Origin of the sequence: Vibrio sp. qd031, from assembly GCF_002100145.1 — a bacterium.
Lineage (GTDB): Bacteria > Pseudomonadota > Gammaproteobacteria > Enterobacterales > Vibrionaceae > Vibrio.
Window position 1 is genome coordinate 209,417 of the sequence record NZ_JXQD01000025.1, and the last position, 26,954, is coordinate 236,370.

Genomic DNA, 26,954 nt, shown 5'->3' on the forward strand with positions numbered 1-26,954 from the left:
TTGGATTCTAAAACTTGAGTTCAAGTTGGAGAGGTGAAATAACTTGTACTCGAACCTCGAACCTCGAACCTCGAACCTCGAACCTCGAACCTCGAACCTCTCTTCCATCACTCTCAACTTGCCTCCCTCTTATATCTTGCTAAAATGTCGCGCAAATTGATTGATTTCGGCCATCCGGCCCATAACTAAGGTTAACTCATGACGGTAAAAACACGTTTTGCTCCAAGTCCAACTGGCTATTTACACGTTGGTGGTGCACGTACAGCACTATACTCTTGGCTTTTCGCTAAGAAAAATGGTGGGGAATTTGTGTTGCGTATTGAAGACACAGACATTGAGCGTTCAACGCAAGAAGCTGTGGACGCAATTTTAGAAGGCATGAGCTGGATGGGTATGGAGTGGGACGAAGGCCCTTACTACCAGACTAAGCGCTTCGATCGTTACAACGAGATGGTTGATCAGTTACTTGCCGATGACAAAGCGTATAAATGCTACGCATCAAAAGAGTTACTAGATGAGATCCGCGCTGAGCAAGAAGCAGCGAAAGAGATGCCTCGCTACGATGCTGATCACCCTAAAATCAAAGCGGTCAACGAGGCGGCAAAAGACGGCGATCCTTGCGTGATTCGTTTCCGCAACCCTAAAAGTGGCAGCGTCGTTTTTGAAGACCAGATTCGTGGCCGCATAGAGATTGGAAACGAACAGTTAGACGACCTGATTATTCGTCGTACAGATGGATCTCCTACTTATAACTTCTGTGTTGTCGTTGATGATTGGGATATGGGTATCACTCACGTGGTACGTGGTGAAGACCATATCAATAATACCCCGCGTCAAATTAACATTTACGAAGCGTTAGGTGCACCAGTTCCTACGTTTGCACACTGTGCAATGATCTTAGGTGATGACGGCGCTAAACTGTCAAAACGACATGGTGCTGTATCAGTGATGCAATATCGCGATCAAGGTTATTTGCCAAACGCACTGAACAACTACTTGGTTCGTTTGGGGTGGTCTCATGGTGATCAAGAGATCTTCTCTCAACAAGAGATGATTGAATTGTTCTCGTTGGATGCGATTAGTAAGTCAGCGTCTGCATTCAATACCGACAAACTGTTGTGGCTAAACAACCACTACATCAAAACCTCTGATCCAGCGTACGTCGCTGAGCACCTTCAGTGGCACTTAGATGACCAAGGCATTAACACAGACAATGGTCCAGCCATTGAAGCTGTCATTTCACTCGTAGGTGAGCGTTGTAACACCTTGGTTGAATTGGCTCAGCAGTCTCGTTATTTCTATGAGGATTTCTCAGAGTTTGACGCCGCGGCAGCGAAAAAGCATCTTCGTGGTGTGGCAAAAGGCCCGCTAGAGCTGGCATTAGCTAAAGTTGAAGCTCTATCAGATTGGTCTACGGACGAAATCAAGCAACAGGTTATCGCCGCGGTCTGTGAAGAGCTAGAGATAGGAATGGGCAAGATTGGTATGCCTCTTCGCGTTGCAGTCACAGGTGGTGGTCAATCGCCGTCAGTTGATGCAGTAATGGAGCTCATCGGAAAGGAGCGTTGTGTGCAACGTATTAAGTTGGCGCTAGAATTCATCGCTCAGCGCGAAGCGAACGCCTAATCCTTTAACTAAAATCACTATCGAGCCCGTTCATAGTTTGAACGGGCTTTTTTGTACTTATCAAACTAATAATTTTGTCCTATTCACATCGCGAACCCTGTCTGATTGAATATTGATTCAACATGTCGTATGGTTAAACGGCGGATGGTATAGGAATAATAATGAATAAGCTAGGTTGGGTACGACAACTGGCAGTATGGATACTGCTTGTCTGTGCTCCAGTGACGTTTGCTGCGATTGAAGGAAGATACGTCGTTGCAACAGAATCTGATGATGTAATTACCAAAACACTCTTCGACGAAGTGTCTGAGCAACTAGGCTTAGACATCGTCTATTTAGAGTACCCCAATTTTGACGCTTTGTTGAAAGGGGTCGCAAGTGGCGAAAGCGATTTTGCTGCAAACATCACCTTTACCGAATCTCGAGCAGCAGATTACAATTTTTCCAGTCCGACGAATATCGAATATACCTACCTGTTCACCCAGTACCAATCCGAGTTTAACTGGGATAAAGCCACCAAAGTGGCCGCTCCCAAAAATACTATTTTTGTTGAGCTCATCAAAGAGCGCTATCCACATGTTTGGGTAGCAGAATTTGATGGCGTAGAACAAGGGCAGTTGTGGTTGTCTATGTCTCTTGTTGACGCGATGATAGATGCGATTCATAACTTAAAGCCGATGCTCGAAGAAGGGTATGAGGCACAACTTCTTAACGATCAATTGCCGATCAAGCCTGTCTCTATTGTTGCTCCTAAAGGCCAGCACCAAGAGTTGCTCGATGCTATGGTTAAAGTGATCCATCAGCCAGATGTGCAAAGAAAGCTTCGAGAAAATATCCTAGCGTATCAATTTGAAATTAGACAAAAGGCCTTACAAAAACAGTCTCAAGATCTTTCCGAGAGTCACTCTGCACCGATAAGCATTGTGATAGAGAACCTATATCCATTTGCACGCTATTTGGATAACGGGAATATTGAAGGGATCAGTGCTGATACGGTTTTGCATGCCTGTGATTTGATTGGGGTTGAGTGCGACATAGTGAGTCAGGCAGGCGACAGTTGGGACGATATTTACACGGCTTTCAAGCAAGGGGAAGTGGATGCAATTGCACCTCTGACGATTTCTGATTCGCGTAAAGAATTTGTCCATTTTACCAGCCCTCATTACTTCCCAGTTGCTGTTTTAGCTAAGCGCAGCGGATATAAACATCAGGTTTATGGCAATGTATCTGAGTTATTAATCGAACGCATTGGCGTTGTGAAAAATGACTTCTTTGAAGAGCTGATGAATGAGTTGCTGCCGCAAAAGCAACTCTATCAGTATGAAAATCAGGACGAATTACTAAAAGCACTACTGCGTCAGGAGATAGATTACATCGCTCTAGATCGCAGCAAGCTAAATCAATGGCTAGTGGAAGACGATAAGCTTGGGATTGAAGAAGAGCTGAATATCGAACCGTTTCATGTGTCTGAAATCGCGATGGGATTCCAAAAAAATCCATACGGTGAGCAACTGGCGCATTTGTTTTCAATGGCGTTTAGGTTAATTGATACTGAGCAGATCAACGCGCTTTACGATTTAACCCCAGACTGGAGAGAAACGCTCGCTCGAGAAAAAGAGTACGCCAGCAAGTTCCAAATGGTTTTATGGTTTGCCCTGGTGCTAGCGGCATTGACAGCGTGGTACATGTTTAGACTCTCGCTAACCGATACTTTAACCGGTCTTTACAATCGTCGTGCCATGTACCTACTTTATGGCCGCGGGCTAAAGGCAAAACAGTCGTTGTGCTACCTAGATGTCAACAAATTTAAGCAGCTCAACGATACCTATGGCCACCATTTTGGTGATCGAGTACTGCAACAATACTCAAGGCATCTGAAAATGCAGCTGCCAGGGCGAGCATTTCGCATTGGTGGTGATGAGTTTGTCGTGGTTTGTCGGATACCGAAAGAACCCTTGGTAGAACTGATTACCTCCCTTAAAAAGTTCAGAGTAGAGATTGAAGGGGCAAAACCGCTTGAAATCGATGTCTCCGTGGGACTTTATATTCATGAACACGTGAATTGGTCGTTCGAAAATATCCTGCGGATGACGGATCGCGCTATGTATACCGCAAAGAAAGAAAGTGACGACCAGTGTGTTATCGTTCATGGCCTGCAGACAAAAGTCGCGTAATAACGAATGATGGGTTATTGTGGGTCTTGATGTTTTACTTGGTACATCTTCTCATCGGCTTTTCTCAACAATACATCAATGTCCTTACTGTCTTTGTTAAAAATGGCATACCCAAAGCTGCAGCTGATAGTCACCTGTTTTTCTGATTTTACGTTCTCGTCAAGATGAATAGGCTCTGTTTCTAAGCGGTCTTTTAGATTGTTAATAATGATGTCTACATCCGACTCAAGCCCCACCCTAGGTATAAGAGCGATAAACTCATCGCCACCTACTCTCGCGACGACGTCGGTGCCTCGTAGCCCCGACTTGAGTCGGTTGGCTGCCGCAAGTAAGACTTTGTCACCGGCGCTGTGACCGTAGCTGTCGTTAATGGCCTTAAACTTGTTTAAGTCGATATTGAGCACGGTAAACACACTGTTGGTTCGTGTCGCGTGATCGGCAAGTTGATTGAGCGTATACATCAGGTAGCGTCGATTGGGTAATTGTGTAAGGTCATCTTGCAGTGACTGACGATTTGCGGTTTTGTAAAGGCGATAGATCATAATGAAGGCTATACACAACAGCGCCAAAATTGCGTAGCCAATTAAGCGAATTTTGGCGTAACTGTTCCATATATCCCAATGCAGGTTGGTTTGATTTTTCCGACTTTCAATCCGCCACTGATTCAATGGAAAGTAGATCTCTTGGCTCGCGTCGCTGTGATCGATTAACTCGCCATAGACGGGGTTTTTCTGGTCAATACCGTAATCGTCAGAGTAGATGGCAATCTGATATTCATCGGTCAGTGCTAGCACTCCAGCTTGCTCTAGCAGAGCACTCCAGTCTAACTCCAAACTTAACCCTCCCCAATAAAGGTCGTTTTCTGGGGGATCGAGATAGACAGGTAAACGCAGTATAAGTACCTCTGAACTCATGTTGGTTCTCATCGGCCCATTGAGCACCGGAGCTTGATTGACTTGTGCTGTTAAAACACCAGGCCAGTGGCTGGGCGAAAACGGCAACCGCATACCAACGTATTGTTGGCTGTTTGCCATTGGGTAGACAGTTGCAACTCTATCGTGAGGGGCGATGATCACGGTTCTTAGTATTTGCGAATCCCTCAACATTGACTCAGCGAGCGTTTGCCAATGCTGTTGTGACGTATTTTGTGCAACCACGATGTAGTTGGTGAGTCGAGAGGCGCGAAGAATTTCGTTGGTTATAAGAGTTTCAAAGCGAGCACTGACGGATTGCAACGTAATGGTTGCCGCATTCAGTTTGTCCTGTTTGTTGGATTGATACGCGGCATATTGCATCTGTTCTATAATTATCACAGCGACAACGATTAACAAAATTAACATCATGCGCATAAACCAACGGAAGTAAGTGACCGTGTCGTTCAAATATCGAGCCCCTACATCTGTGTTCAATCTTGAAGTCTAGACCAAAGTAGTGTGGTGTGCTTTCGCACCTACGTGACACAGCTTGAGAAATGTCATTAAGATCGAGAACAATTTCTTTTAGTGTGACCACCGCAGTTACACATCGCTTAACATTAGTTCAACATAGTCCCAACGGTAGTACACCAACAGAATTTATCGAGAGGCAGTGGGTGACGAATAGGATTTTGGTGGTCGATGATGACCAAGAAATTGGCGTGTTACTCAAAGAGTATTTTGAGCAAGCCGGTTATCACTTAGATGTGGCGGAAGACGGTGACGCATTGGAGGCGTACTGGGCTTCGCATTCTGAGCCGGACTTAGTTCTTTTGGATGTTATGCTTCCGGGTGATGATGGCTTTGAGTTGTGCCGTAAATTACGGGCTCGATCTAACGTCCCCATTATTATGCTGACAGCCGTTTCGGACGAGATGGATCAGATAGTCGGCCTTGAGCTTGGTGCGGATGATTATGTGGCCAAACCGTTTAATCCTCGCCAGTTGATGGCAAGAGTCAAAGCATTGCTCAGGCGAACCAAAGCTTCCCGCGACGCAGGGCATGAGGGGCCGCCAAGCTTTTACTATTTTGGCGATTGGAAGTTAGAAACCTTGTCGCATCGTTTGATCCACCAAGTCGATCAAACGATGGTCGATTTGTCGGGCAGTGATTTTGCTTTATTGTTGCTTTTTCTTCAGCATCCTAACCAAGTGCTCGATAAAGACACCATAACAAGACAGACCAAAGGACGTGAAAGTTTACCTTTTGAGCGGGGATTAGATGTGCAACTGAGTCGGTTGAGGCAGCGCTTAGGGTCAAGTGAAGAGACACCGGTATACATTAAGACAATTCGTGGCAACGGTTATCTCTTTACAGCGTCTGTCGATGCACAACACTCGTAAGGACTGACATGATTCTGATTCCACGGACTTTGGTATCACGTACCATCACTCTTACTCTGTTTGCGATCATCTTTGCGCAGGCAATCACCACCAGTATTTGGTACGTAAATGAGAGAAAACAAGCGCTTACAGGAATTGAAGCGACCGCGACTAATATGGCGAATATGTTCGCCTCGACGGTGCAATTCTTTGATTCTCTCCCCATTGAATACCGTCATATTGTGCTGGATCAGATCCGAAATATGGGAGGAACCCGGCACTTTGTGTCGTTCAACCAAAAAGAACTGTCTATGCAGTATTTGCCGGCCACCGAGTACACCGAGATTGCCATTAGCTCAGTAAAAAGTGAGGTCAATAAAGCGCTACCTCAAGTGCAGGATATTGTGGTCAACTTTGCGCTGGCAAAAGATCTCAAAATTTTAAAAGACGATATCTATCTTGATGATTTGCCTAAATCTTGGGCGCATCATACATTGACGGTTCCATTGGTTGATTCACCAATTATGGTTGTTCAGCTGCGAATTGCAAAGGGGCAATGGATATATATCGCGGCATTGCTGCCGTCTCCCTACACTATGCTTGGGCGAAACTTGATGCCGTGGGAGCAATTGCAAGTCACCAGTATTGCCACGTTGATCGTTCTGTTGACCACATTTTTAATGCTTAGGCGACAAGTTAAACCTCTTAAACGTTTGGCAGGCCGAGCGCGCTCTTTGAGTTTTGACAGCTCGCAACCGCCCCTTAAAGAGGAAGGTGTAACTGAAGTATTGATTGCCACCAGAGCATTCAATCGCATGCAACAGAGAATACAAGCTTATATACGTGATAGAGAAACCTTGTTTAGTGCTATCTCCCATGATTTAAAAACACCTATTACCCGCTTACGTCTGCGCACCGAGCTACTGGTTAGCGATGAAAAGCGGATGAAATTTACTCAAGATCTTGATGAGCTGGAATTAATGGTGAAAGGCGCCCTTCAGTGCGTCAAAGAGACGGATTTGCATGAAAATGTTGAACCTGTACATATAGGAAGACTGATAAAAAGTGTTGCAGAAGTGCATAACCATCAAGGGGTGAAAGTCGTGTTGCCTAAAGATGAATGGCCTGCACTCTACGCTCGGCCATTAGCACTGAAACGTGCGTTGACAAATTTGATTGATAATGGTGTGAAGTATGGTTTTAGGGTCACTGTTCGACACACCAATTTGTTCGGCACCTTATTCATTTTATTGCAGGATGATGGCCCGGGTATCGCTGAGAAGCAAGTAAAGCGTGTGTTCCAACCTTATGTCAGGATTGCAAATGACGATGATGGCCACGGTCTTGGGTTGGGCATCGCGCAGAATATTATACACGGGCATGGTGGAGAGTTACTCCTGAAAAACCGACGTTGTGGCGGTCTGAACGTGTGGATTTTACTGCCGCTCGAAATGTAACGCTCATGTTACATTGCGGTTACACTTTGTATCGGTGACATTGAATAAAACCACGTAGACTGATTGTGTTGGAAATCCAACCACAACTACATGGAAGAATAATAAAATGAAACTGAAACAAACCCTACTTACACTATCTGTTATGGCTGCCACGGTAGCTCCTGCCTTCGCTGGCGAAGTTGAAGTATTGCACTGGTGGACTTCGGGTGGCGAAGCCAAATCGGTTGCAGCACTGAAAGGTATGCTAGAAGAACAAGGTCACTCTTGGAAAGATTTCGCGGTTGCTGGTGGCGGCGGCGAAAGTGCGATGACGGTTCTCAAAACGCGCGCAGTATCTGGCAATCCTCCTTCGGCAGCTCAAATTAAAGGTCACGACATTCAAGAATGGGGTGGGCTTGGCTTCCTAACCACCCTAGATGACGTGGCAGCGAAAGAAAAATGGGACGATAACGTGCCATCTATGGTTACGGACATTATGAAGTTTAACGGCGAGTATGTGGCCGTTCCTGTCAACGTTCACCGTGTAAACTGGCTGTGGGCAAACCCAGAAGTGTTCGAAAAATCAGGCGCTCAAGTTCCTACAACTTTAGATGAGTTTTTTGTTGCAGCAGAAAAAATCAAAGCAGCAGGCTTCATCCCACTTGCGCATGGTGGCCAAGCGTGGCAAGACGCAACAGTATTTGAAGCAATTGCATTAGATGTTTTAGGCTCAGAAGATTATGTGAAAGCCTTTGTTGACCTAGACATGGATGTGTTAGGCGGCGAAAAAATGGTGGAAGTCTTCGCTAAGTTCCAAAAAGTTCATGGCTACATCGACTCCAATTCTCCAGGTCGCGACTGGAACGTCGCTACGTCTATGGTAATCAACGGTGAAGCTGCGATGCAGATCATGGGTGACTGGGCGAAAGGTGAATTTACTGCAGCAGGAAAAATGCCAGGCAAAGATTATGTGTGTGTACCAGCGCCAGGCACAGCAGGGCAGTTTACCCATAACGTAGACAGCTTTGCGTTTTTCGAGCTTGACGATAAAGAGAGTCAAATGGCTCAAAAAGCACTCGCAGCAACTATCCTAGATAAAGATTTCCAAGAAGTCTTTAACCTTAATAAAGGCTCAATTCCAGTTCGCTTGGATATGGATATGAGTAAGTTTGACCAGTGTGCACTGGATTCGATGGCTACCTTTAAAGAGTCTGCGACAACAGGTGATCTTGTCCCGAGTATGGCTCACGGCATGTCGACCACCAGTTATGCACAAGGGGCTATCTACGATGTAGTGACTAACTTCTTTAACGACTCTTCAGCCGACCCTAAAGAAGCCGCCTCAAAACTGGCTAAAGCTGTTAAAGCGGCCATGTAGTTGGCATCAAACCCTTTCAATATGGGCACGTAACGCCCGACATGTAAACGCCTATCTCACCACCATTGCAGTGGTGAGATAGCTCATTACCTTACCTTTCCCAAGGACTTGATATGGATACGGTGGTTCCTATGACGAGTTCGAAACAACGCCCCTCTATTATGGATAGATTACAATCTGTGTTACCTAAACTGGTGTTAGCCCCGAGTATGGTGCTAACAGTAGTATGTATTTATGGATTCATCTTTTGGACTGGGCTTCTTTCGGTTACTAACTCGCGTTTTTTACCTAGCTACGATTTAGTGGGTCTAACACAATACCAAAAGTTGATGGAGAACGATCGTTGGATTACATCGATCACAAACTTAGGCATTTTTGGACTGATGTTTATGCTGGTGGCCATTGGTCTCGGTGTATTTTTAGCCATTTTGTTGGATCAAAAAATTCGTAATGAAGGCGCAATTCGCACGATTTATCTCTACCCAATGGCATTGTCGTTCATTGTCACAGGTACAGCTTGGAAGTGGATCTTAAACCCAGGCTTAGGCCTTGAAAAAATGATGCAGGATTGGGGCTGGACGTCATTCAAGTTCGACTGGTTAGTCAACTCAGATATGGTGGTATACACCTTGGTTATTGCTGCAGTGTGGCAATCGTCTGGGTTTGTTATGGCGCTTTTTTTGGCGGGGCTGCGTGGAATCGATGAATCCATTGTTCAAGCAGCACGCATCGATGGTGCATCGCTACCCACCGTGTACCGACGTATTTTGCTACCTTGTTTGCGACCGGTCTTCTTCAGTGCGGTTATCGTCACCTCGCATATAGCGATCAAGAGTTTTGACTTGGTCACCGCAATGACTGCGGGTGGACCAGGGTATTCATCGGATTTACCAGCACTATTTATGTACGCACACTCCTTTACCCGAGGTCAGATTGGTCTTGGTGCTGCCAGTGCCATGATGATGCTAATGGGGGTACTGGCGATTCTTGTACCTTACTTATACTCAGAGCTTAGGGAGAGACGATAATGGGACGTTCAATGTCGTTTCATCGCTTTGCGATATACAGCTTATTAATACTGTTTTGTCTATTTTACCTAATGCCACTGTTTGTGATGGTCACAACGGCGTTTAAGACTTTACCGGACATTAAAGCCGGTAACTTGATGAGCCTTCCTCAAGAGTGGGTGTGGGATGCTTGGTCCAAAGCTTGGTCTAGCGCATGTACTGGCGTGAAATGTGACGGTGTGAAAGGCTATTTTTGGAACTCTTTTCAGATGGCAGTTCCTGCCGTAGCTCTGTCTACCTTGTTAGGCGCATTTAACGGTTATGTGATTTCTAAGTGGCGTTTTAGAGGCAGCGATCTGTTTTTTAGCTTGCTGTTGTTTGGCTGCTTTATCCCGTTTCAAGTGGTATTGCTGCCAATGGCTGCGCTGCTTGGTAAACTCGGCCTTGCTAATACTACCGCTGGATTAGTTTTTGTACACGTTGTCTACGGTATGGCCTTTACGACTCTGTTTTTCCGAAACTTTTATATTGCAGTACCGGATGAATTGATTAAGGCAGCAAAGCTTGATGGTGCGGGCTTCTTTACCATGTTCGTCCGCATTCTGATGCCCATATCAACCCCGATTATCATGGTGACGGTGATATGGCAATTTACCTCCATATGGAACGACTTTTTGTTCGGAGTGGTGTACTCAGGTTCTGAAACGCAGCCAATCACGGTGGCATTGAACAATCTGGTGAATACCTCTACTGGGGTGAAAGAATACAACGTCGACATGGCGGCAGCGATCATCGCCGCACTTCCAACGCTGTTGGTTTATGTACTAGCAGGCAAATATTTTGTACGCGGTCTTACCGCGGGCTCAGTCAAAGGATAATGACATGGCAACTCTACAACTAAAATCTATTCGCAAAACCTATCCTAAGGCTGACATCGAAACCTTAAAAGGGATCGACATAGAAATCGACTCAGGAGAATTTCTTATCCTAGTCGGGCCTTCTGGATGTGGTAAATCCACCTTAATGAATACTATTGCCGGGCTGGAAAGCATTACCGGTGGTGAAATCAAAATTGACGGACGAAATGTGGAGCAAGTTGCTCCTAAAGATCGCGATATTGCTATGGTTTTCCAATCTTACGCGCTGTACCCAAACATGACAGTTAGAGGCAACATCGCATTTGGTTTGGAAATGAAAAAAATGCCTAAACCAGAGATTGATTTAGAAGTTCAGCGCGTTGCCGAAATGCTTCAAATCGAGCAATTGCTGGATCGTAAACCGTCGCAGTTGTCTGGGGGGCAAAGGCAGCGCGTTGCAATGGGCCGTGCGTTGGCGCGTCGACCTAAGCTGTACCTGTTTGATGAGCCATTATCCAACTTAGATGCGAAATTGCGTGTTGATATGCGTCATCAAATTAAGCGCCTACATCAGCAACTTGGTACAACAATCGTCTACGTTACTCATGATCAAATAGAAGCGATGACACTGGCCGATCGCATTGCAGTAATGCGTGATGGAGAGCTGCAGCAACTGGGTACTCCAGCAGATATTTACAATACCCCGAGTAATTTGTTTGTGGCCGGATTTATGGGGTCGCCGTCGATGAATTTTGTTAGAGGTATTGTTGAGGTTCAGGAGGGGAAATCGCTGTTAGCGCTGGTTGGGGATGATGGTGCAAGATCGATGTTGCCGCTGCCTGCTGGTATGGAATTATGGCAAGGAAAAGAGGTGGTTATGGGGATTCGACCTGAACATCTCTCTGAAGGCAGCGATATGAATCATCAAGACACTAAAGTGACGGGATTGATTGAGGTGTTAGAGCCCACAGGGCCTGACACCATTGCCATGGTGCGCTTTTTAAATCAGGAAGTGGCGTGTCGATTGTCACCGGATAGCAAAGTGAAAGTGGGTGAAAGCGTCACCTTGAGTATTGATTTGCAAAAAGTGGTGTTATTTGATGGGCAGTCAGAGAAGCGCATACAACTAGGTAACGTCTAGAACACCACAAAACCTAGAGCCAAACTGGGTCTGTGACATAGAAGCAAGGGATTAACCCTTGCTTCTTCACGTTTTGACAAAAATAAATTTGCACCATTTCTACTTCGTTAGTGCATTGATATTAAAAATTATATTGTGCTAAAAACCCTCAACTTGAACGAAAAACACACTGAAAGGTTAATTAATTGACATTTCCCTGATTTAACTTTTGTGAGAGTCTTGTAGTATCCGTTTTCGCTCAAGTAGGCCCTATGTGGGTATGCCTAACAGAGCTTTTACCGATACACCGGTGATGCTTGGAGGAATTAGGATTGTTCAAACGGTAAGGAGACTGAATCTAAGCCATTACGAACGTATCAATAAGTCTATTTTTTTAGAGCAAGATTAGTATTAATGACCGTGAAACTTTATTCTATTTTTATTGCCTGTGTAATGTTAGCCCTTCCGCTAACCATCTCTGCAAACATCAATACCAATGCGGTGAAAGCCAAAAATCAAATTGAGTACGATATTCGACAGTCTTACCACGATATTGGTCTATCTGACGTTGTAAATTTTAAACTCTATAGCGAAGCGTATCATGCATACGCGACCACTGAAGGCAAAAAGAAGCCCTTACTTACCATCATCGATTACGAACGCCCTTCATCTGAAAAGCGTTTCTACGTTATCGATCTCAATAAAAAAGAGTTGCTTTACCACACTTACGTCTCTCATGGTGTCAATAGTGGGTTGGAAACCGCAACTCAGTTTTCAAATGTAATGAGTTCGAGAAAAACCTCGCTTGGTACGTTTTTGACCGACGATACGTACTACGGCAGCAACGGATATTCACTTCGTTTAGATGGCCTGACAGAGGGTCAAAACGACCTTGCTCGTGAACGTTATATTGTTGTGCACGGTGCTGACTACGTGTCGGAATCATTCATAGAGCAAAACGGTTATTTGGGTCGCAGTTGGGGATGTCCGGCACTTGCGCCAGAGCTGACCAAAGAGATCATCGACCTAATTAAAGGTGGCAGTGTTATCTATGCCAGTGCATAACACCTAGCATTAATACGAACATAGATAGTCTCTTTAAAATTGAAAACGGGCGTGTTTATAACACGCCCGTTTTTTATTGTTTTTTGTTAACAGTTAGGAGGCCGCAAGCGAGTTGAGCCGCGTAAATAAATGGGTGACTATTCACCCATTATGGATAAGAGGTGAGGGTGAATTATCACCCAAATGGCAGCGTGATAATTCGCAAAATATTGTAAGTTATTAATAATTAAAGCTTTAGTTTGGATGGCGCGTATCTTGATATAGATAAAGGGACAGCAGGGAAGATGATGTACCCCGCGAACAAAAACGTGAAACAGCCATGTGGCATATAAGAAAAGGACGATTCCATGAAAACCACACTTACCCTTGTAGCAACCTCACTGATCGCTTTATCAAGCGCCAATGCTTTCGCTAACTGTGATGACGGCGAAACCGTTGTTAAGTTTAGTCATGTAACTAATACTGACAAGCACCCTAAAGGGATTGCAGCTTCACTCTTAGAGCAGAGAGTAAATGACGAGATGAACGGCAAGTTGTGCATGCAAGTGTACCCAAACTCGACACTTTATGATGACGATAAAGTTCTCGAAGCACTGCTTAATGGTGATGTGCACATGGCGGCACCTTCTTTGTCTAAGTTTGAAAAAATCACTAAAAAGTACCGTATTTTCGATCTTCCTTTCTTGTTTGAAGATGTTGATGCAGTAGACCGATTCCAAAACTCAGAGGCGGGTGAAAAGCTAAAAAATGCAATGAACCGTCGTGGTGTGAAAGGGCTGGCGTTTTGGCATAACGGGATGAAGCAAATGTCTGCAAGCCAACCGCTATTGACTCCTGAAGACGCAAAAGGATTAAAGTTCCGTGTTCAGGCATCGGATGTACTGGTGGCGCAATTTGAGCAGCTGGGTGCTAACCCACAAAAAATGTCGTTTAAAGAAGTGTATGGCGGCCTACAGACAAAAGTTATCGATGGTCAGGAAAATACTTGGTCAAATATATACGGTAAGAAATTCTTTGAAGTTCAAGATGGCATCACCGAAACAAACCACGGAATTTTGGATTACTTGGTCGTAACCTCTACGGATTTTTGGGATTCATTGCCTGATGATCAACGTCAGCAGTTGGCTACCATATTGGAAGAAGTCACCACTCTACGAAATGCAGAATCCACGGCAGTTAACCAAGCCAACAAAAACAACATCATAGAAGCGGGTGGGGTAGTACGCAGTTTGACCCCCGAGCAGCGCCAATTGTGGGTTGAAGCTTTGCAACCTGTATGGAAAAAGTTCGAAAAAGATATTGGTTCTGATCTGATTGATGCCGCTATCGCATCAAACAACTAACCCTTCATTACCCCTTTAATGAGCGGGTGCGCGTGCCCCGCTCTGTTGTTACCTTGGTATATGGATGACCTATGACTTCTAACAACCTAAGCAATCGTAGCTGGACTGATTTTGTGGAAGAAACGCTGATCGCTTTTTTCCTCGGTGCTATGACATTGCTGACATTTACTAATGTTGTATTTCGTTATGTGTTTAACGATAACATCTTATGGGCACTGGAATTGACCGTATTTATGTTTGCTTGGATGGTGCTGGTGGGCGCATCCTACGGTGTGAAACACCATTTTCACATTGGTGTCGATGTGGTGATCAACTTGGCTTCACCTGCAACACGAAAAATCTTTGCGTTAATTGCAGCCTCCCTGTGTTTGCTGTTTTCTGTTTTGCTGCTTATTGGCTCTTGGAACTATTGGTACCCATTTGTGACCGATCGCGCTTGGTACGAGACCGACGATATTCCCATGCCTGAAATTTTGCAGTTTTTATCTGACTGGCTTAATGAAGGCGAGCGTTATGAAAAACTTCCTCGTTTCATTCCCTACGCAGCCCTTCCAATTGGCACATTACTGCTGACTCTCCGTTTTTGTGAAATCCTTTATAAAGTCGCAACCAACCAGTTGGACCGAATGATCACAAGTCATGAAGCTGAAGAAGATCTTGAAGCGCTGTCCGCAGAGCCAGAAAACATGGATAAGGAGAAACTCTAATGGCGATTCTCGTACTATTTCTCATGGTGATTGGCTTTATGCTCGTTGGCGTGCCCATTGCCGTTTCTCTTGGCCTTGCCAGTGTTTTGTTCTTAATGGTGCATTCCGATGGGTCGCTCGCATCGGTTGCACAAACGTTATTTAACGCCTTTGAAGGCCACTATACGTTACTTGCGATCCCGTTCTTCATTTTAGCGTCTAGCTTTATGTCCACTGGTGGCGTTGCACGCCGCATAATCCGTTTTGCTATCGCGATGGTTGGGTGGTTTAGAGGTGGGCTGGCCATGGCATCCGTTGTCGCCTGTATGATGTTTGCTGCGCTCTCTGGCTCCTCACCCGCAACGGTTGTTGCTATCGGTAGTATTGTCATTGCTGGTATGGTGAAAAATGGTTACACCAAAGAGTTTGCTGCAGGGGTAATCTGTAATGCGGGTACGCTTGGGATTTTGATCCCGCCGTCCATCGTGATGGTGGTCTATGCCGCTGCAACGGATGTGTCGGTTGGTCGAATGTTCCTTGGCGGTGTCATTCCAGGCCTATTGGCTGGGTTGATGTTGATGATTGCCATTTATATTGCCGCCCGAGTTAAAAACCTCCCTAAACAGGACTTTGTTGGGTGGGGAGAAGCCATTCAAGCGGCGAAAGACGCCAGTTGGGGGCTATTGCTCATTGTGATCATTTTGGGCGGTATATACGGCGGAGTGTTTACTCCAACAGAAGCTGCAGCGGTGGCCGCTGTGTATGCATTCTTTATCGCAAACTTTATCTACAAAGATATGGGGCCTTTCGCTGATCCTAATAATAAAGCGAACCCCCTGCTAAAAGCCTTACAAACTTTCGTGCATAAAGACACTCAACATACGTTATACGAAGCGGGTAAGCTGACTATTATGTTGTTGTTTATCATAGCGAATGCACTAATTCTTAAGCATGTGTTGACCGAAGAACGCATCCCGCAAATGATCACTGAGTCGATGCTTTCTGCAGGCCTTGGACCTATAACCTTCTTGATAGTGGTGAACGTTCTGCTGCTCATCGGTGGTCAATTTATGGAACCTTCGGGGCTGTTGATTATTGTTGCGCCGCTGGTATTTCCAATTGCTATCGCCCTAGGGATAGACCCAATTCACTTAGGGATCATGATGGTGGTGAATATGGAAATAGGGATGATAACGCCGCCTGTAGGGCTCAATTTATTCGTCACCGCTGGGGTGGCGAAAATGTCGATGCTTCATGTGGTGAAGGCCGCGCTGCCTTGGGTTGCGGTGATGTTCTTGTTCTTAATTATTGTGACATATGTACCTTGGGTCTCTACCTGGTTACCAACGACTTTGATGGGGCCGGAAATTATTACCAAGTAGCGTCATTATCCTATTTGTTAGCCTGCATTGCTTTAGCAATACAAAAAAGAGCCAGTGTTCACTGGCTCTTTTTATACATGTTCATCAATATTTTTGGTTTCTGGAATACGCTTATCACGCTGAGTTCTGCGGTCGTAGGCTACCTTTGTTTTTGCGCAGCGTCGGTCGTGTTTGTAGCGACGCTCCATCATAAAAGTGCCTTTCACTTCCACCGTTTCGTAGATGGACTCTATGACCAACTTTTTGCAACTCTTCGACATCGCTAATCTCCAAACCACTAACTCTTATAATGAGCTATACGACAATGGTAGTGATTGAGTTTATAAGTTTATCGCTTAATAGTAGTGATAGTTTACTCATTTTTGAAACAGCGCTTGTCTATTTGATGCTTTTTCATCTTGTCGTAGAGGGTTTTTCTCGGCAAATCAAGAAGCTTTAGAGTTTGGGTAATACTGCCATGAGATTGAGCTAAAGCCTGCTCGATTAGCGCTTTTTCGAACGCACTGACTTGTTGAGGCAAACTGGTTGAAGCAGAAGCGGATTCTGGATTCTCACTTTCCATCGGAATGGAACCAAGCAGCACAAACCGTTCGGCACAGTTACGCAATTCGCGTACGTTTCCTGGCCAGTCGTGGCGGACCAATGCTGCTTTTTGTTCAGCCGAGAGTGCTTGTGCAGGCCGAGCCAGTTGCGCCGCACTAATTAATTGGAAATGGTGGAAAAGTGCCAGTACATCATCGGCACGTTCTCGCAGAGGTGGTATATCGATGTGTACCACGTTAAGGCGATAGTAGAGATCGTCTCTAAAAGATCCTTGCTGCGAAAGCTGTTTGAGATCGGTTTTTGTCGCAGCAACCACTCGAATGTCGATGGGCATCAGTTGATTGGAGCCGAGACGCTCAATTTCACGCTCTTGTAAGGCGCGCAGTAATTTAATTTGAGCCGCCATTGGCATGGACTCAATCTCGTCAAGAAACAGAGTTCCTCCGTTGGCGTACTCTAGTTTACCGATGCGTTGCTGCTCGGCCCCAGTAAATGCACCTTTCTCATGCCCAAACAGTTCGCTTTCGATTAAGTTGTCTGCCAGTGCACCGCAATTGATGGCGACGAAATTATTATCTCTGCGCGAGCTTTGTTCGTGTAACGACCGAGCAACCATCTCTTTTCCGCACCCAGTCTCACCAAATATCAGTACTTCCGTTGGCGTGTCAGCAATTTTGTCGATCAGCAATCTTACTTGTTCGATACCGTTTGATTGGCCAATAATTCTTGGACCCAGTGTTTGATTATGCTTCAGTGCACTTTTTAATCGGCGATTTTCGACCAGCAGAGCCCGCTTTTCGGCCGCTTTCTTGACCGACTTAATTAAGAAATCATTGGAAAAGGGTTTCTCGATAAAGTCATAAACCCCTTCTCTCATTGCATCGACCGCCATCGCGATATCGCCATGGCCGGTAATTAAAATAACCGGAATATCCGGTGACTGCTTGAGCAACGAGCGGTGCAGCGAGAGACCGCTTAAGCCAGGCATACAGATATCGCTGACCACAACGTCTACATGTGGGTCTTGCTTAAGCGCTAGCAACGCAGACTCAGCACTGTCAAACTGAGTGACGGTCAAATCGGCTAACTCGAGACTTTGGCTGATTGCATCACGTAAATCGGCCTCATCATCAATTAAGAATATGTGTGTCATCGCGTCTCACTTGGATCAGTTGGGTCGTACGAGTAGGGCAGCATTACCGTAAAACATGCACCACCCAATTCGGAATTACCCGCAGTCAATGTGCCTTTCATGCTGTCGATAAGCTCTTTAGAGATGGATAACCCCAGCCCAAGACCTTGGGTTTTGTTGGTGACAAAAGGCTCAAACAGCATGCTGTGTAATTCAGGGTCGATTCCTGTACCAGAATCGTCAAACGCGATGTTTAGCCACGCTCCATCAACGGTAAGAGCAATATCGATTTGCTTCAGTTTGCAGGAGGCAGTGGCCTGAATAGCATTGGTGATGAGGTTGATAAATACCTGTTCAAGCTGAACCGCATGAACTTTTACTAAGGGTAGCGGTGATTTTGGGGGGGTAGGCGGATTGATCACTATCCCACATCGCATCGCTTCAGGACGCGTGAGCTCTAAAGCTAGCTCCAATATCGGCAGGACTTCTACCCACTGCGCGTCATCGGCACTCGACTTACGTGCAAACGCACGTAATTGTTGAGAAATCTTAGCCATTCTTTGGGTCAATGAGACGATCTTTTCAAGGTTTTGTTTTGCGCGGTCATAATCGCCACGCTCGATAAACTTCACGCCGTTATCTGAGAAGCTCCGAATCGCCGCCAGTGGGTTATTGAGTTCATGACTGATGCTGGCAGAGAGTTTACCCAACAGGGCTAATTTCGCCGCTTGAATCAAGTCTTGCTGAGCCTGCAACAGGCGCTGCTCTGCAAGCGTTCTCTCTTTTATCTCCACCTGCAGTTTCGCCGTGCGCGCCATAACTTCAAATTCGAGCTTTTGTTGGGATTGCGCTTGCAGCAAATTGAGTTGTTGTAACTTTCGTTTGCGATACCCAGAGAACAGCCAAAAGCTAATGATTAACGCATACACCAGGTGCAAGAAAACCAAGAATCTAAGCAGCCCCCACACTAAAGTCTGCTGTTTAGAGAGTACCCACACCTTAAGTTGGTGGTTAGGCAAAGGATGGTGAGCATAGTAAAACGTATCGGCACTGATTGGTGTGCGCTTTTGGGTTATGCGACCTTGCTGAGAGTTAGGAATAGCGAGAAACCCTAACGAGGGAATGGTGAGGTCCAAGTAGCGACGCTCTTGCTGGATTTCTCGCGTGCGATCGGGTGACAGAGGAAGCAGCGAGTGAAACAACCACTGCTGACGACTGCTCATAAACACAATATTGTCGCGGTCAGTCACAATGTAGGTTGCACCTTTGGTTATCCAGTCTTGCTCAATCAATGAAAGGTCCATTTTAATCACAATGACCCCAATTAAAGAGGCGCCATAATGTATGGGGTAAGCATAGTAATAGCCGCGCTTTGTCGAGGTGGAACCAAGCGCAAAATATTGTCCAGTCGTACCTTGCAATGCCTGCTGAAAATAGGGACGAAAAGCAAAATTACGTCCAATGAACGAGGTTTCCGACAACCAATTACTGCTTGCAATTGTGGTGCCGTTATTATCTAGCAGGTAGGTATCGGCGGCACCGATGATGCGGTTGACGTTTTCTAGGTAGCGGTTGGTAATATCCAGCTGAGCGCTGTTAAAGGGGGCATTAAGCGCGTCTATAAGCTCACGATCCTTTGACAGCAGCCTCGGTAAGTAAGAAAACTGCTCCAATTGCGCTTGCAGTTGAGTCTGAAATTGACTGAGAGTCGATTGATTGTCTCGATTTTGCTTATTGGCAGCTTCGTACCAATACCACTGCCCCAGCGCGGTTGTGATGAGGATATAAGTGCATCCGATCATAAAAAATGTTCGTATTGAATCCTTAGTCACTCAACCACCTAACTGCTTAAACTCTAACGACTATTGTTGACCATCTTTAGGGAACATTCTGGTGGATTGATCTCTTTTTAATCAATTGCACTTTTTTTGTGTTCAGAAGCCTTGAAATCGTGGCACAAGACCCCATTCTCAGTGCAGGCTTAGTGTGTAGTGGCTAAAAGTGCGCGCTAGCCCCGATTTTGTTACATCGGCGTGCCTGTTATTAGGGGGTGACTCGACAGCCGATACCCATGTGGGTAGAATGTCGCGTCTATTTCACCCTGAGACTAATCATAGACAACTTTTCAGGCCTAACCGCTGAGTGAAGTTATCTCTTATTAGTCCTCCAGTAGCCCTGGTAAAACTTAGGTTTTACTACTCGATCGTGATGGGCTGTTGGATTGAGTCACGAATACGCGCTATACGTCAACGCTATACGCAAAAATTAGGAAAGCCTACTCAAGTAGGTAAACGCTCTTTTTAAAGAGTACGATTTGAGGTTATGAAAACAATGCAAGCTACTGTTGAAACTTTGGAAGGCCTAGAGCGCCGTCTAACCATTACTGTTCCTGCTGCAAACATCGAAGATGCAGTAACAGCGGAACTACGCAATATCGCTAAGAACCGTCGCTTTGACGGCTTCCGCAAAGGTAAAGTGCCTTTGAAAATGGTAGCGCAAATGTACGGTCAATCTGTACGTAACGATGTTATGGGCGAAGTGATGCAACGTCACTACATCGAGTCAATCGTTAAAGAAAAGATCAACCCAGCTGGCGGCCCAACATTCGCACCAGTTGAAATCGCTGAAGGCAAAGATCTTGTGTTCACTGCAACCTTTGAAATCTTCCCAGAAGTGGAGCTTAAAGGTCTAGAAAACGTTGAAATCGAAAAGCCATTGGTTGAAGTGAAAGACGAAGACGTTGCTGAAATGCTAGAAACGCTACGTAAGCAACAAGCTTCTTGGACTGAGTCAGACGTTGAAGCGGGTGAAGGCACTCGTGCAAACATCGACTTCATCGGTTCTATCGACGGCGAAGAGTTTGAAGGCGGTAAAGCTGAAAACTTCCCTCTAGAAATGGGCGCTGGTCGTATGATCCCAGGTTTTGAAGACGGCATTGCTGGTAAGAAAGCAGGCATGGAATTTGAAATCGACGTAACCTTCCCAGAAGATTACCACGCTGAAAACCTGAAAGGTAAAGTGGCCAAGTTTGCTATCAAAGTAAACTCTGTAGAAGTTCAAGAGCTTCCTGAGCTAAACGACGAGTTCGTTGAGAAATTTGGTGTTGCTGAAGGCGGTGTTGAAGGTCTCAAAGCTGAAGTTCGCAAGAACATGGAACGTGAGCTTAAAGGCGCGATCAAAAACCGCATCAAAGAGCAAGCGATTGACGGTCTTGTTAAAGAGAACGACATCGACGTACCTTCTGCACTTATCGATCAAGAAATCGGTGCACTTCGTCAACAAGCTGCACAACGTTTTGGCGGCAACGCTGAAGCTGCAGAGTCACTACCACGCGAAATGTTCGAAGAACAAGCTAAGCGTCGCGTAGTGGTTGGTCTTCTTCTTGGTGAAGTCATCAAAGCAGAAGAGCTAAAAGCTGACGATGAAAAAGTAAAAGCGTTGATCCAAGAGATGGCTACAGCGTACGAAGACCCGTCTGAAGTTGTTGCTTACTACGAAGGCAACGAAGAAATGATGAACAATATGCGCAACGTTGCACTTGAAGAGCAAGCGATTGACGCAATTGTTGGTAAAGCAAAAGTGTCTGAAAAAGAGCTAGGCTTTAACGACTTGATGAACCAGCAACCTGCTTAATTCTTAGGGGTTAAGACGGGAAGTTGTTGACTTACAGTCTACTATTCTGCTAACAATGGCCCTATACTTAGGGCCATTTATTTTTAAGGGATCTAAAACTATGAGCTTCCAAGAAAAAAGCGCCGCGTCGCCTATAATTGACGCACTTGTACCTATGGTTGTAGAGCAGTCTTCCCGTGGAGAGCGTTCATACGATATCTACTCACGCCTGCTTAAAGAGCGCATCATCTTTCTGACTGGACAAGTCGAAGACCACATGGCAAATCTTGTGGTTGCTCAACTGTTGTTCCTTGAATCAGAAAACCCAGATAAAGAGATTTTCCTATACATTAACTCACCAGGTGGGAGTGTTACTGCGGGTATGTCCATCTATGATACTATGCAGTACATCAAGCCAGACGTAAGTACAGTGTGTATGGGACAGGCATGCTCAATGGGGTCTTTCCTACTTGCTGGCGGTGCGCCAGGTAAGCGTTATGCATTGCCAAATTCTCGTGTAATGATCCATCAGCCATTAGGCGGATTCCAAGGTCAGGCATCTGATATTCAGATCCATGCACAAGAGATTCTTACGATTAAGAAGAAATTGAACACTCTTTTGGCGGAACATACAGGTCAGCCACTAGAAGTGATCGAGCGTGATACTGACCGCGACAATTTCATGTCAGCGGATCAAGCAGTAGAATACGGAATTGTAGATTCTGTATTGGCACGTGCGTAATAGAGAATATAGGTTTAGCTTTTCATCTATAATGATATAGATGAAAAGCACCAAACTAAAATGCTCCAAGTAAAGAGGTAGCAAATGACAGACAAAAGCAAAGAGGGTGGAAAATTACTCTATTGCTCTTTCTGCGGTAAAAGCCAGCATGAAGTACGTAAGCTTATAGCAGGCCCGTCAGTATACATTTGTGATGAATGTGTGGATCTCTGCAACGATATTATTCGTGAAGAGGTTAAAGATGTACTGCCTAAGAAAGAGGCAGAGGCACTGCCGACACCACGAGATATTCGCGAACACTTGGATGATTACGTCATCGGACAAGAGCACGCGAAAAAGGTATTAGCTGTTGCAGTTTACAATCACTACAAGCGATTGCGCAACGGTGACACCAATTCTGAGGGCGTTGAGCTAGGCAAGAGTAATATTCTGCTTATTGGTCCTACTGGTAGTGGTAAGACTTTACTAGCGGAAACGTTGGCTCGTTTTCTTGATGTGCCATTTACCATGGCAGATGCAACGACCCTAACCGAAGCCGGTTATGTGGGTGAAGATGTTGAAAACATCATCCAAAAACTGTTGCAAAAATGCGATTACGACGTAGCGAAAGCAGAGCGTGGTATTGTATACATCGATGAAATTGACAAAATTTCTCGCAAAGCAGAAAACCCATCAATCACGCGTGATGTGTCTGGTGAAGGTGTACAGCAAGCTCTGCTAAAACTGGTTGAAGGTACCATCGCTTCTGTACCACCACAAGGTGGCCGTAAGCATCCTCAACAAGAGTTTTTGCAAGTTGATACCTCTAAGATCCTCTTTATTTGTGGTGGTGCATTTGCTGGCCTAGATAAAGTGATAGAGCAGCGTGTTGAGACGGGCTCTGGTATCGGCTTTGGTGCTGAAATCCGCTCAAAAGACGATACTCGTACCGTTGGTGAGTTATTTGGCAAAGTTGAACCAGAAGATTTGGTTAAATACGGGCTTATCCCTGAATTTATTGGCCGTCTTCCAGTTACCACGACACTGACCGAGCTTGACGAGACGGCGTTGGTTCAGATCCTTAGCGAGCCTAAAAACGCCCTAACAAAACAGTATGGTGCGTTGTTCGACCTTGAAGAGGTTGAGCTTGAGTTCCGCGAAGATGCACTTAAAGCCATCGCCAAAAAAGCGATGGAGCGCAAAACCGGTGCACGTGGACTGCGTTCAATTTTGGAAGGTGTGTTGCTAAACACAATGTACGATCTACCTTCTGAAACTGATGTAAGTAAAGTTGTGATTGATGAGACCGTGATTAACGGTGAATCAGAGCCACTGCTTATTTACAACGGAAAAGACGCTGCAGTTGCAGAGTAATCGCTTTTCAAATTGAGATAAAACCAGAGTTTAGGCTCTGGTTTTTTTTTGCAATAACCCCTGTATAACTCAGTGAATTAACTGGACTAAAGCATCATTTTTGTAGGAATGTTCGCCAATTGTTACCTTTTTCTACATAAACTTATCCCTTTGCCGTTGAATACCTTAAAATTACCCCTATATAACAACTAATACCGCCAAATATAGAGAACCAACTATGAACTTGGAACGTTCTGAACGCACAGAGATACCAGTATTGCCGTTACGTGATGTGGTGGTTTATCCCCACATGGTGATCCCGCTGTTTGTTGGTCGTGAAAAATCGATCACTTGCCTTGATGCAGCGATGGAGAACAACAAACAGATCTTGCTGGTGGCTCAAAAAGAAGCCGACAACGATGAACCAAGCAAAGACGATTTGTTTGACTTGGGTACCGTTGCGACGATTTTGCAATTATTGAAACTTCCAGATGGCACTGTGAAGGTATTGGTTGAAGGACAACAGCGTGCCAAAGTGCACAGTATTCGTGATGATGAATTTTTCATTGCTGATGCTGAGTTTTTAACGACCCCAGAGATTGATGAACGCGAGCAAGAAGTCGTTGTAAGAAGCGCAATTAATCAATTTGAAGGCTTTGTAAAACTCAATAAGAAGATTCCACCAGAAGTGTTGACCTCACTCAACGGCATCGACGACGCTGCTCGCTTAGCCGACACCATTGCAGCGCATATGCCACTGAAGCTTGTCGACAAGCAACAGGTACTTGAGATTTTAGACGTCAACGAGCGCCTAGAGTTTCTGATGGGAATGATGGAATCTGAAATCGATCTGCTGCAAGTTGAAAAGCGTATCCGTGGTCGCGTCAAAAAGCAGATGGAAAAATCTCAGCGTGAGTACTATCTCAACGAGCAGATGAAGGCGATTCAAAAAGAATTGGGTGACATGGACAATGCTCCAGACGAGTTTGAAGCTCTACAGAAAAAAATCGAAGAGTCGAAAATGCCCACTGAGGCGCGTCAAAAGACCGAAGCCGAGCTGCAAAAACTGAAAATGATGTCGCCAATGTCTGCTGAAGCCACCGTGGTGCGCAGCTATATTGATTGGATGATTGGGGTACCTTGGTCAAAGCGTTCAAAGGTGAAGAAGAACCTAGGCAAAGCAGAAGAAGTGCTTAACCAAGACCATTACGGTCTTGAGCGTGTGAAAGAACGTATCCTCGAGTATTTGGCGGTGCAAAACCGTATCAATAAACTGAAAGGGCCTATCTTGTGTTTGGTTGGGCCTCCTGGTGTGGGTAAAACGTCACTAGGGCAATCTATCGCAGCGGCGACAGGTCGCCAATACGTGAGAATGGCACTGGGTGGCGTGCGTGATGAGGCAGAAATTCGCGGACACCGCAGAACCTATATTGGTTCGTTGCCAGGTAAGCTTATTCAGAAAATGTCTAAAGTGGGCGTGAAGAACCCACTGTTCTTACTTGATGAGATAGACAAGATGTCATCAGACATGCGCGGTGACCCAGCGTCTGCATTGTTAGAGGTGTTGGATCCAGAGCAAAACAATGCGTTTAACGACCATTATCTTGAGGTCGATTACGATCTTTCTGATGTCATGTTTGTCGCAACGTCTAACTCGATGAACATCCCAGGCCCACTGCTGGATCGTATGGAAGTGATCCGTCTTTCGGGTTATACCGAAGACGAGAAATTGAACATTGCTAAGCGCCACTTGCTCACAAAGCAAATTAAGCGTAACGGACTAAAGCCGCATGAAATTGACATAGCGGACTCTGCATTGGTTGGCATTATCCGCTACTACACTCGTGAAGCCGGTGTACGTAGTTTAGAGCGTGAAATTTCAAAAATCTGTCGAAAAGCGGTGAAGAACATTCTGCTCGATACAGACCTCAAGAAAGTTGAAGTCAACCAAGATAACCTTAAAGAGTACTTGGGCGTTCAACGCTTTGACTTCGGTAAAGCGGATGACAACAACCGCGTTGGTCAGGTGACTGGACTGGCGTGGACTGAAGTGGGGGGTGATCTGCTCACCATTGAAACGGAATCTATGATCGGTAAGGGTAAGTTGTCGCAGACCGGTTCGTTGGGTGATGTGATGCAAGAGTCTATTCAAGCGGCGATGACGGTTGTAAGAGCTCGCGCTGAAAAACTGGGTATTAATAACGACTTTTATGAAAAACGCGATATCCACGTTCACGTTCCTGAAGGGGCCACGCCAAAAGATGGACCTAGCGCTGGTATCGCTATGTGCACAGCATTGGTGTCAAGCTTGACTGGCAACCCAGTGAAAGCCGATGTGGCTATGACCGGTGAAATTACGCTTCGTGGCGAAGTATTACCTATTGGTGGACTTAAAGAGAAATTGCTTGCTGCTCACCGTGGCGGTATCAAGACGGTCGTTATACCAAAAGACAACGAGCGTGATTTGGAAGAGATTCCAGATAATGTGATTGCTGATCTTAAGGTTATTCCCGTGCAGTGGATTGACGATGTGCTTGAGATTGCTCTTGAAAAATCACCGCAAGGTTTCACTGTAGCCTCTTAAAACAGTGACCTAGACCAAAAATACTAAAATGAAATAAGCTGGCAAGTTAAAACAACTTGTCAGCTTTTTTTTGTGACGTTAAGTTAACATCAGCTTGAACGCTTGTTTACATCTTGCTTAAGCTCTAATAAATAACATGGACAACGTTGCCCGGCAGTGGTGTTTTAGGGCAACACAAGGGGAATACACTGTGAACAAAACTCAATTAGTAGAAAAAATCGCAGAAAGCGCTGATCTTTCAAAAGCGTCTGCTGGCCGTGCACTGGAAGCGGTTATCGAATCTGTATCCGATACTCTAAAAGATGGTGACCAAGTAGCCTTGGTTGGATTTGGTACATTCAGCGTACGTACTCGTGCTGCTCGTACTGGCCGTAACCCTAAAACGGGTGAAGAAATCCAAATCGCTGAAGCAAAAGTACCAGCGTTTAAGCCTGGCAAAGCGTTAAAAGACGCGTGCAACTAAGCGAAAAATCGATTTAAGCTTGAACGATTGCTCATGCTAGCGGCCTGGGAGAGTTCTCTGAAAGTGCAATACATCAAGTAATCGTTCACAAACAACAGAATAATGCGCATCGTTACTGGTGCGCATTTCTTTTTCTGATATTATTCGATAAATCGAAAATTGGCCGAGTTGGCCTA

Annotated in this window: 21 protein-coding genes; 17 read left to right on the plus strand and 4 right to left on the minus strand. The window is 45.4% G+C overall.

Annotated features, from left to right (window positions below; translation table 11 throughout):
* The first annotated feature begins 198 nt into the window (after positions 1 to 198).
* Together gltX and ST37_RS12960 are read left to right on the plus strand one after the other, a co-directional pair.
* Positions 199 to 1,626, plus strand: coding sequence for a glutamate--tRNA ligase (gltX, locus tag ST37_RS12955; RefSeq protein ID WP_084887030.1), 1,428 nt, complete (start codon positions 199 to 201; stop codon positions 1,624 to 1,626).
* A 161-nt stretch (positions 1,627 to 1,787) separates the two neighbouring features.
* Positions 1,788 to 3,800, plus strand: coding sequence for a GGDEF domain-containing protein (locus tag ST37_RS12960; protein ID WP_084887033.1), 2,013 nt, complete (start codon positions 1,788 to 1,790; stop codon positions 3,798 to 3,800).
* 14 nt (positions 3,801 to 3,814) lie between these two features.
* On the opposite strand, the gene ST37_RS12965 is transcribed toward ST37_RS12960, so the two are convergent.
* A complete protein-coding gene (locus ST37_RS12965; protein ID WP_084887035.1) occupies positions 3,815 to 5,182 on the minus strand; it encodes a diguanylate cyclase in 1,368 nt (455 codons plus the stop codon).
* A gap of 209 nt (positions 5,183 to 5,391) precedes the next feature.
* On the opposite strand from ST37_RS12965, the gene ST37_RS12970 reads away from it, so the two are divergent.
* The 10 genes from ST37_RS12970 (at position 5,392) to ST37_RS13015 (ending at position 16,370) form a co-directional block, all read left to right on the plus strand.
* Positions 5,392 to 6,117 (plus strand): response regulator transcription factor, encoded by a 726-nt coding sequence (locus tag ST37_RS12970; RefSeq protein ID WP_242426301.1) that lies wholly within the window; start codon positions 5,392 to 5,394, stop codon positions 6,115 to 6,117.
* 8 nt (positions 6,118 to 6,125) lie between these two features.
* Positions 6,126 to 7,553 (plus strand): ATP-binding protein, encoded by a 1,428-nt coding sequence (locus ST37_RS12975; RefSeq protein ID WP_084887039.1) that lies wholly within the window; start codon positions 6,126 to 6,128, stop codon positions 7,551 to 7,553.
* A 106-nt stretch (positions 7,554 to 7,659) separates the two neighbouring features.
* Positions 7,660 to 8,910, plus strand: coding sequence for an ABC transporter substrate-binding protein (locus tag ST37_RS12980; RefSeq protein WP_084887041.1), 1,251 nt, complete (start codon positions 7,660 to 7,662; stop codon positions 8,908 to 8,910).
* A 113-nt stretch (positions 8,911 to 9,023) separates the two neighbouring features.
* Complete coding sequence (locus ST37_RS12985; protein WP_084887043.1) at positions 9,024 to 9,938, plus strand: sugar ABC transporter permease; 915 nt, start codon at positions 9,024 to 9,026, stop codon at positions 9,936 to 9,938.
* Complete coding sequence (locus ST37_RS12990) at positions 9,938 to 10,795, plus strand: carbohydrate ABC transporter permease (RefSeq protein ID WP_084887045.1); 858 nt, start codon at positions 9,938 to 9,940, stop codon at positions 10,793 to 10,795. Before ST37_RS12985 ends, ST37_RS12990 begins: the two co-directional genes overlap by 1 nt.
* 4 nt (positions 10,796 to 10,799) lie before the next feature.
* Complete coding sequence (gene ugpC, locus ST37_RS12995; RefSeq protein ID WP_084887047.1) at positions 10,800 to 11,915, plus strand: sn-glycerol-3-phosphate ABC transporter ATP-binding protein UgpC; 1,116 nt, start codon at positions 10,800 to 10,802, stop codon at positions 11,913 to 11,915.
* A gap of 432 nt (positions 11,916 to 12,347) precedes the next feature.
* Entirely contained in the window at positions 12,348 to 12,959 is a 612-nt protein-coding gene (locus ST37_RS13000) for a murein L,D-transpeptidase catalytic domain family protein (RefSeq protein WP_084888124.1), read from the plus strand.
* Between the two features lie 347 nt (positions 12,960 to 13,306).
* Positions 13,307 to 14,302 carry a TRAP transporter substrate-binding protein gene (locus ST37_RS13005; RefSeq protein ID WP_084887049.1) on the plus strand — a complete coding sequence of 332 codons (996 nt, stop codon included), beginning with the start codon at positions 13,307 to 13,309 and terminating at the stop codon, positions 14,300 to 14,302.
* A gap of 71 nt (positions 14,303 to 14,373) precedes the next feature.
* A complete protein-coding gene (locus tag ST37_RS13010; protein WP_084887051.1) occupies positions 14,374 to 15,009 on the plus strand; it encodes a TRAP transporter small permease in 636 nt (211 codons plus the stop codon).
* Positions 15,009 to 16,370 (plus strand): TRAP transporter large permease, encoded by a 1,362-nt coding sequence (locus tag ST37_RS13015; RefSeq protein WP_084887053.1) that lies wholly within the window; start codon positions 15,009 to 15,011, stop codon positions 16,368 to 16,370. Before ST37_RS13010 ends, ST37_RS13015 begins: the two co-directional genes overlap by 1 nt.
* 71 nt (positions 16,371 to 16,441) lie before the next feature.
* Here ST37_RS13015 and ST37_RS13020 read toward each other — a convergent pair whose 3' ends face one another.
* From ST37_RS13020 to ST37_RS13030, 3 genes are all read right to left on the minus strand, one after another.
* Positions 16,442 to 16,630 (minus strand): hypothetical protein, encoded by a 189-nt coding sequence (locus ST37_RS13020; protein ID WP_084887055.1) that lies wholly within the window; start codon positions 16,628 to 16,630, stop codon positions 16,442 to 16,444.
* 92 nt (positions 16,631 to 16,722) lie between these two features.
* A complete protein-coding gene (locus ST37_RS13025) occupies positions 16,723 to 18,066 on the minus strand; it encodes a sigma-54 dependent transcriptional regulator (protein ID WP_084887057.1) in 1,344 nt (447 codons plus the stop codon).
* The gene (locus tag ST37_RS13030) at positions 18,063 to 19,847 is read right to left on the minus strand and encodes an ATP-binding protein (protein WP_084887059.1); all 1,785 of its coding nucleotides are present in this window, start codon (positions 19,845 to 19,847) and stop codon (positions 18,063 to 18,065) included. Before ST37_RS13030 ends, ST37_RS13025 begins: the two co-directional genes overlap by 4 nt.
* Before the next feature lie 529 nt (positions 19,848 to 20,376).
* On the opposite strand from ST37_RS13030, the gene tig reads away from it, so the two are divergent.
* From tig to ST37_RS13055, 5 genes are all read left to right on the plus strand, one after another.
* Positions 20,377 to 21,678, plus strand: coding sequence for a trigger factor (gene tig / locus ST37_RS13035; protein ID WP_084888125.1), 1,302 nt, complete (start codon positions 20,377 to 20,379; stop codon positions 21,676 to 21,678).
* A gap of 100 nt (positions 21,679 to 21,778) precedes the next feature.
* Positions 21,779 to 22,399, plus strand: a complete 621-nt coding sequence (gene clpP, locus ST37_RS13040) for an ATP-dependent Clp endopeptidase proteolytic subunit ClpP (RefSeq protein ID WP_084887061.1) — start codon at positions 21,779 to 21,781, stop codon at positions 22,397 to 22,399.
* Positions 22,400 to 22,483: 84 nt separating this feature from the next.
* Entirely contained in the window at positions 22,484 to 23,752 is a 1,269-nt protein-coding gene (gene clpX / locus ST37_RS13045) for an ATP-dependent protease ATP-binding subunit ClpX (RefSeq protein ID WP_084887062.1), read from the plus strand.
* 217 nt (positions 23,753 to 23,969) lie between these two features.
* On the plus strand, positions 23,970 to 26,315 hold the full coding sequence (gene lon / locus ST37_RS13050) for an endopeptidase La (protein WP_084887064.1): 2,346 nt from the start codon (positions 23,970 to 23,972) through the stop codon (positions 26,313 to 26,315).
* A gap of 190 nt (positions 26,316 to 26,505) precedes the next feature.
* Entirely contained in the window at positions 26,506 to 26,778 is a 273-nt protein-coding gene (locus ST37_RS13055) for an HU family DNA-binding protein (protein WP_084887066.1), read from the plus strand.
* Positions 26,779 to 26,954 lie beyond the last annotated feature (176 nt).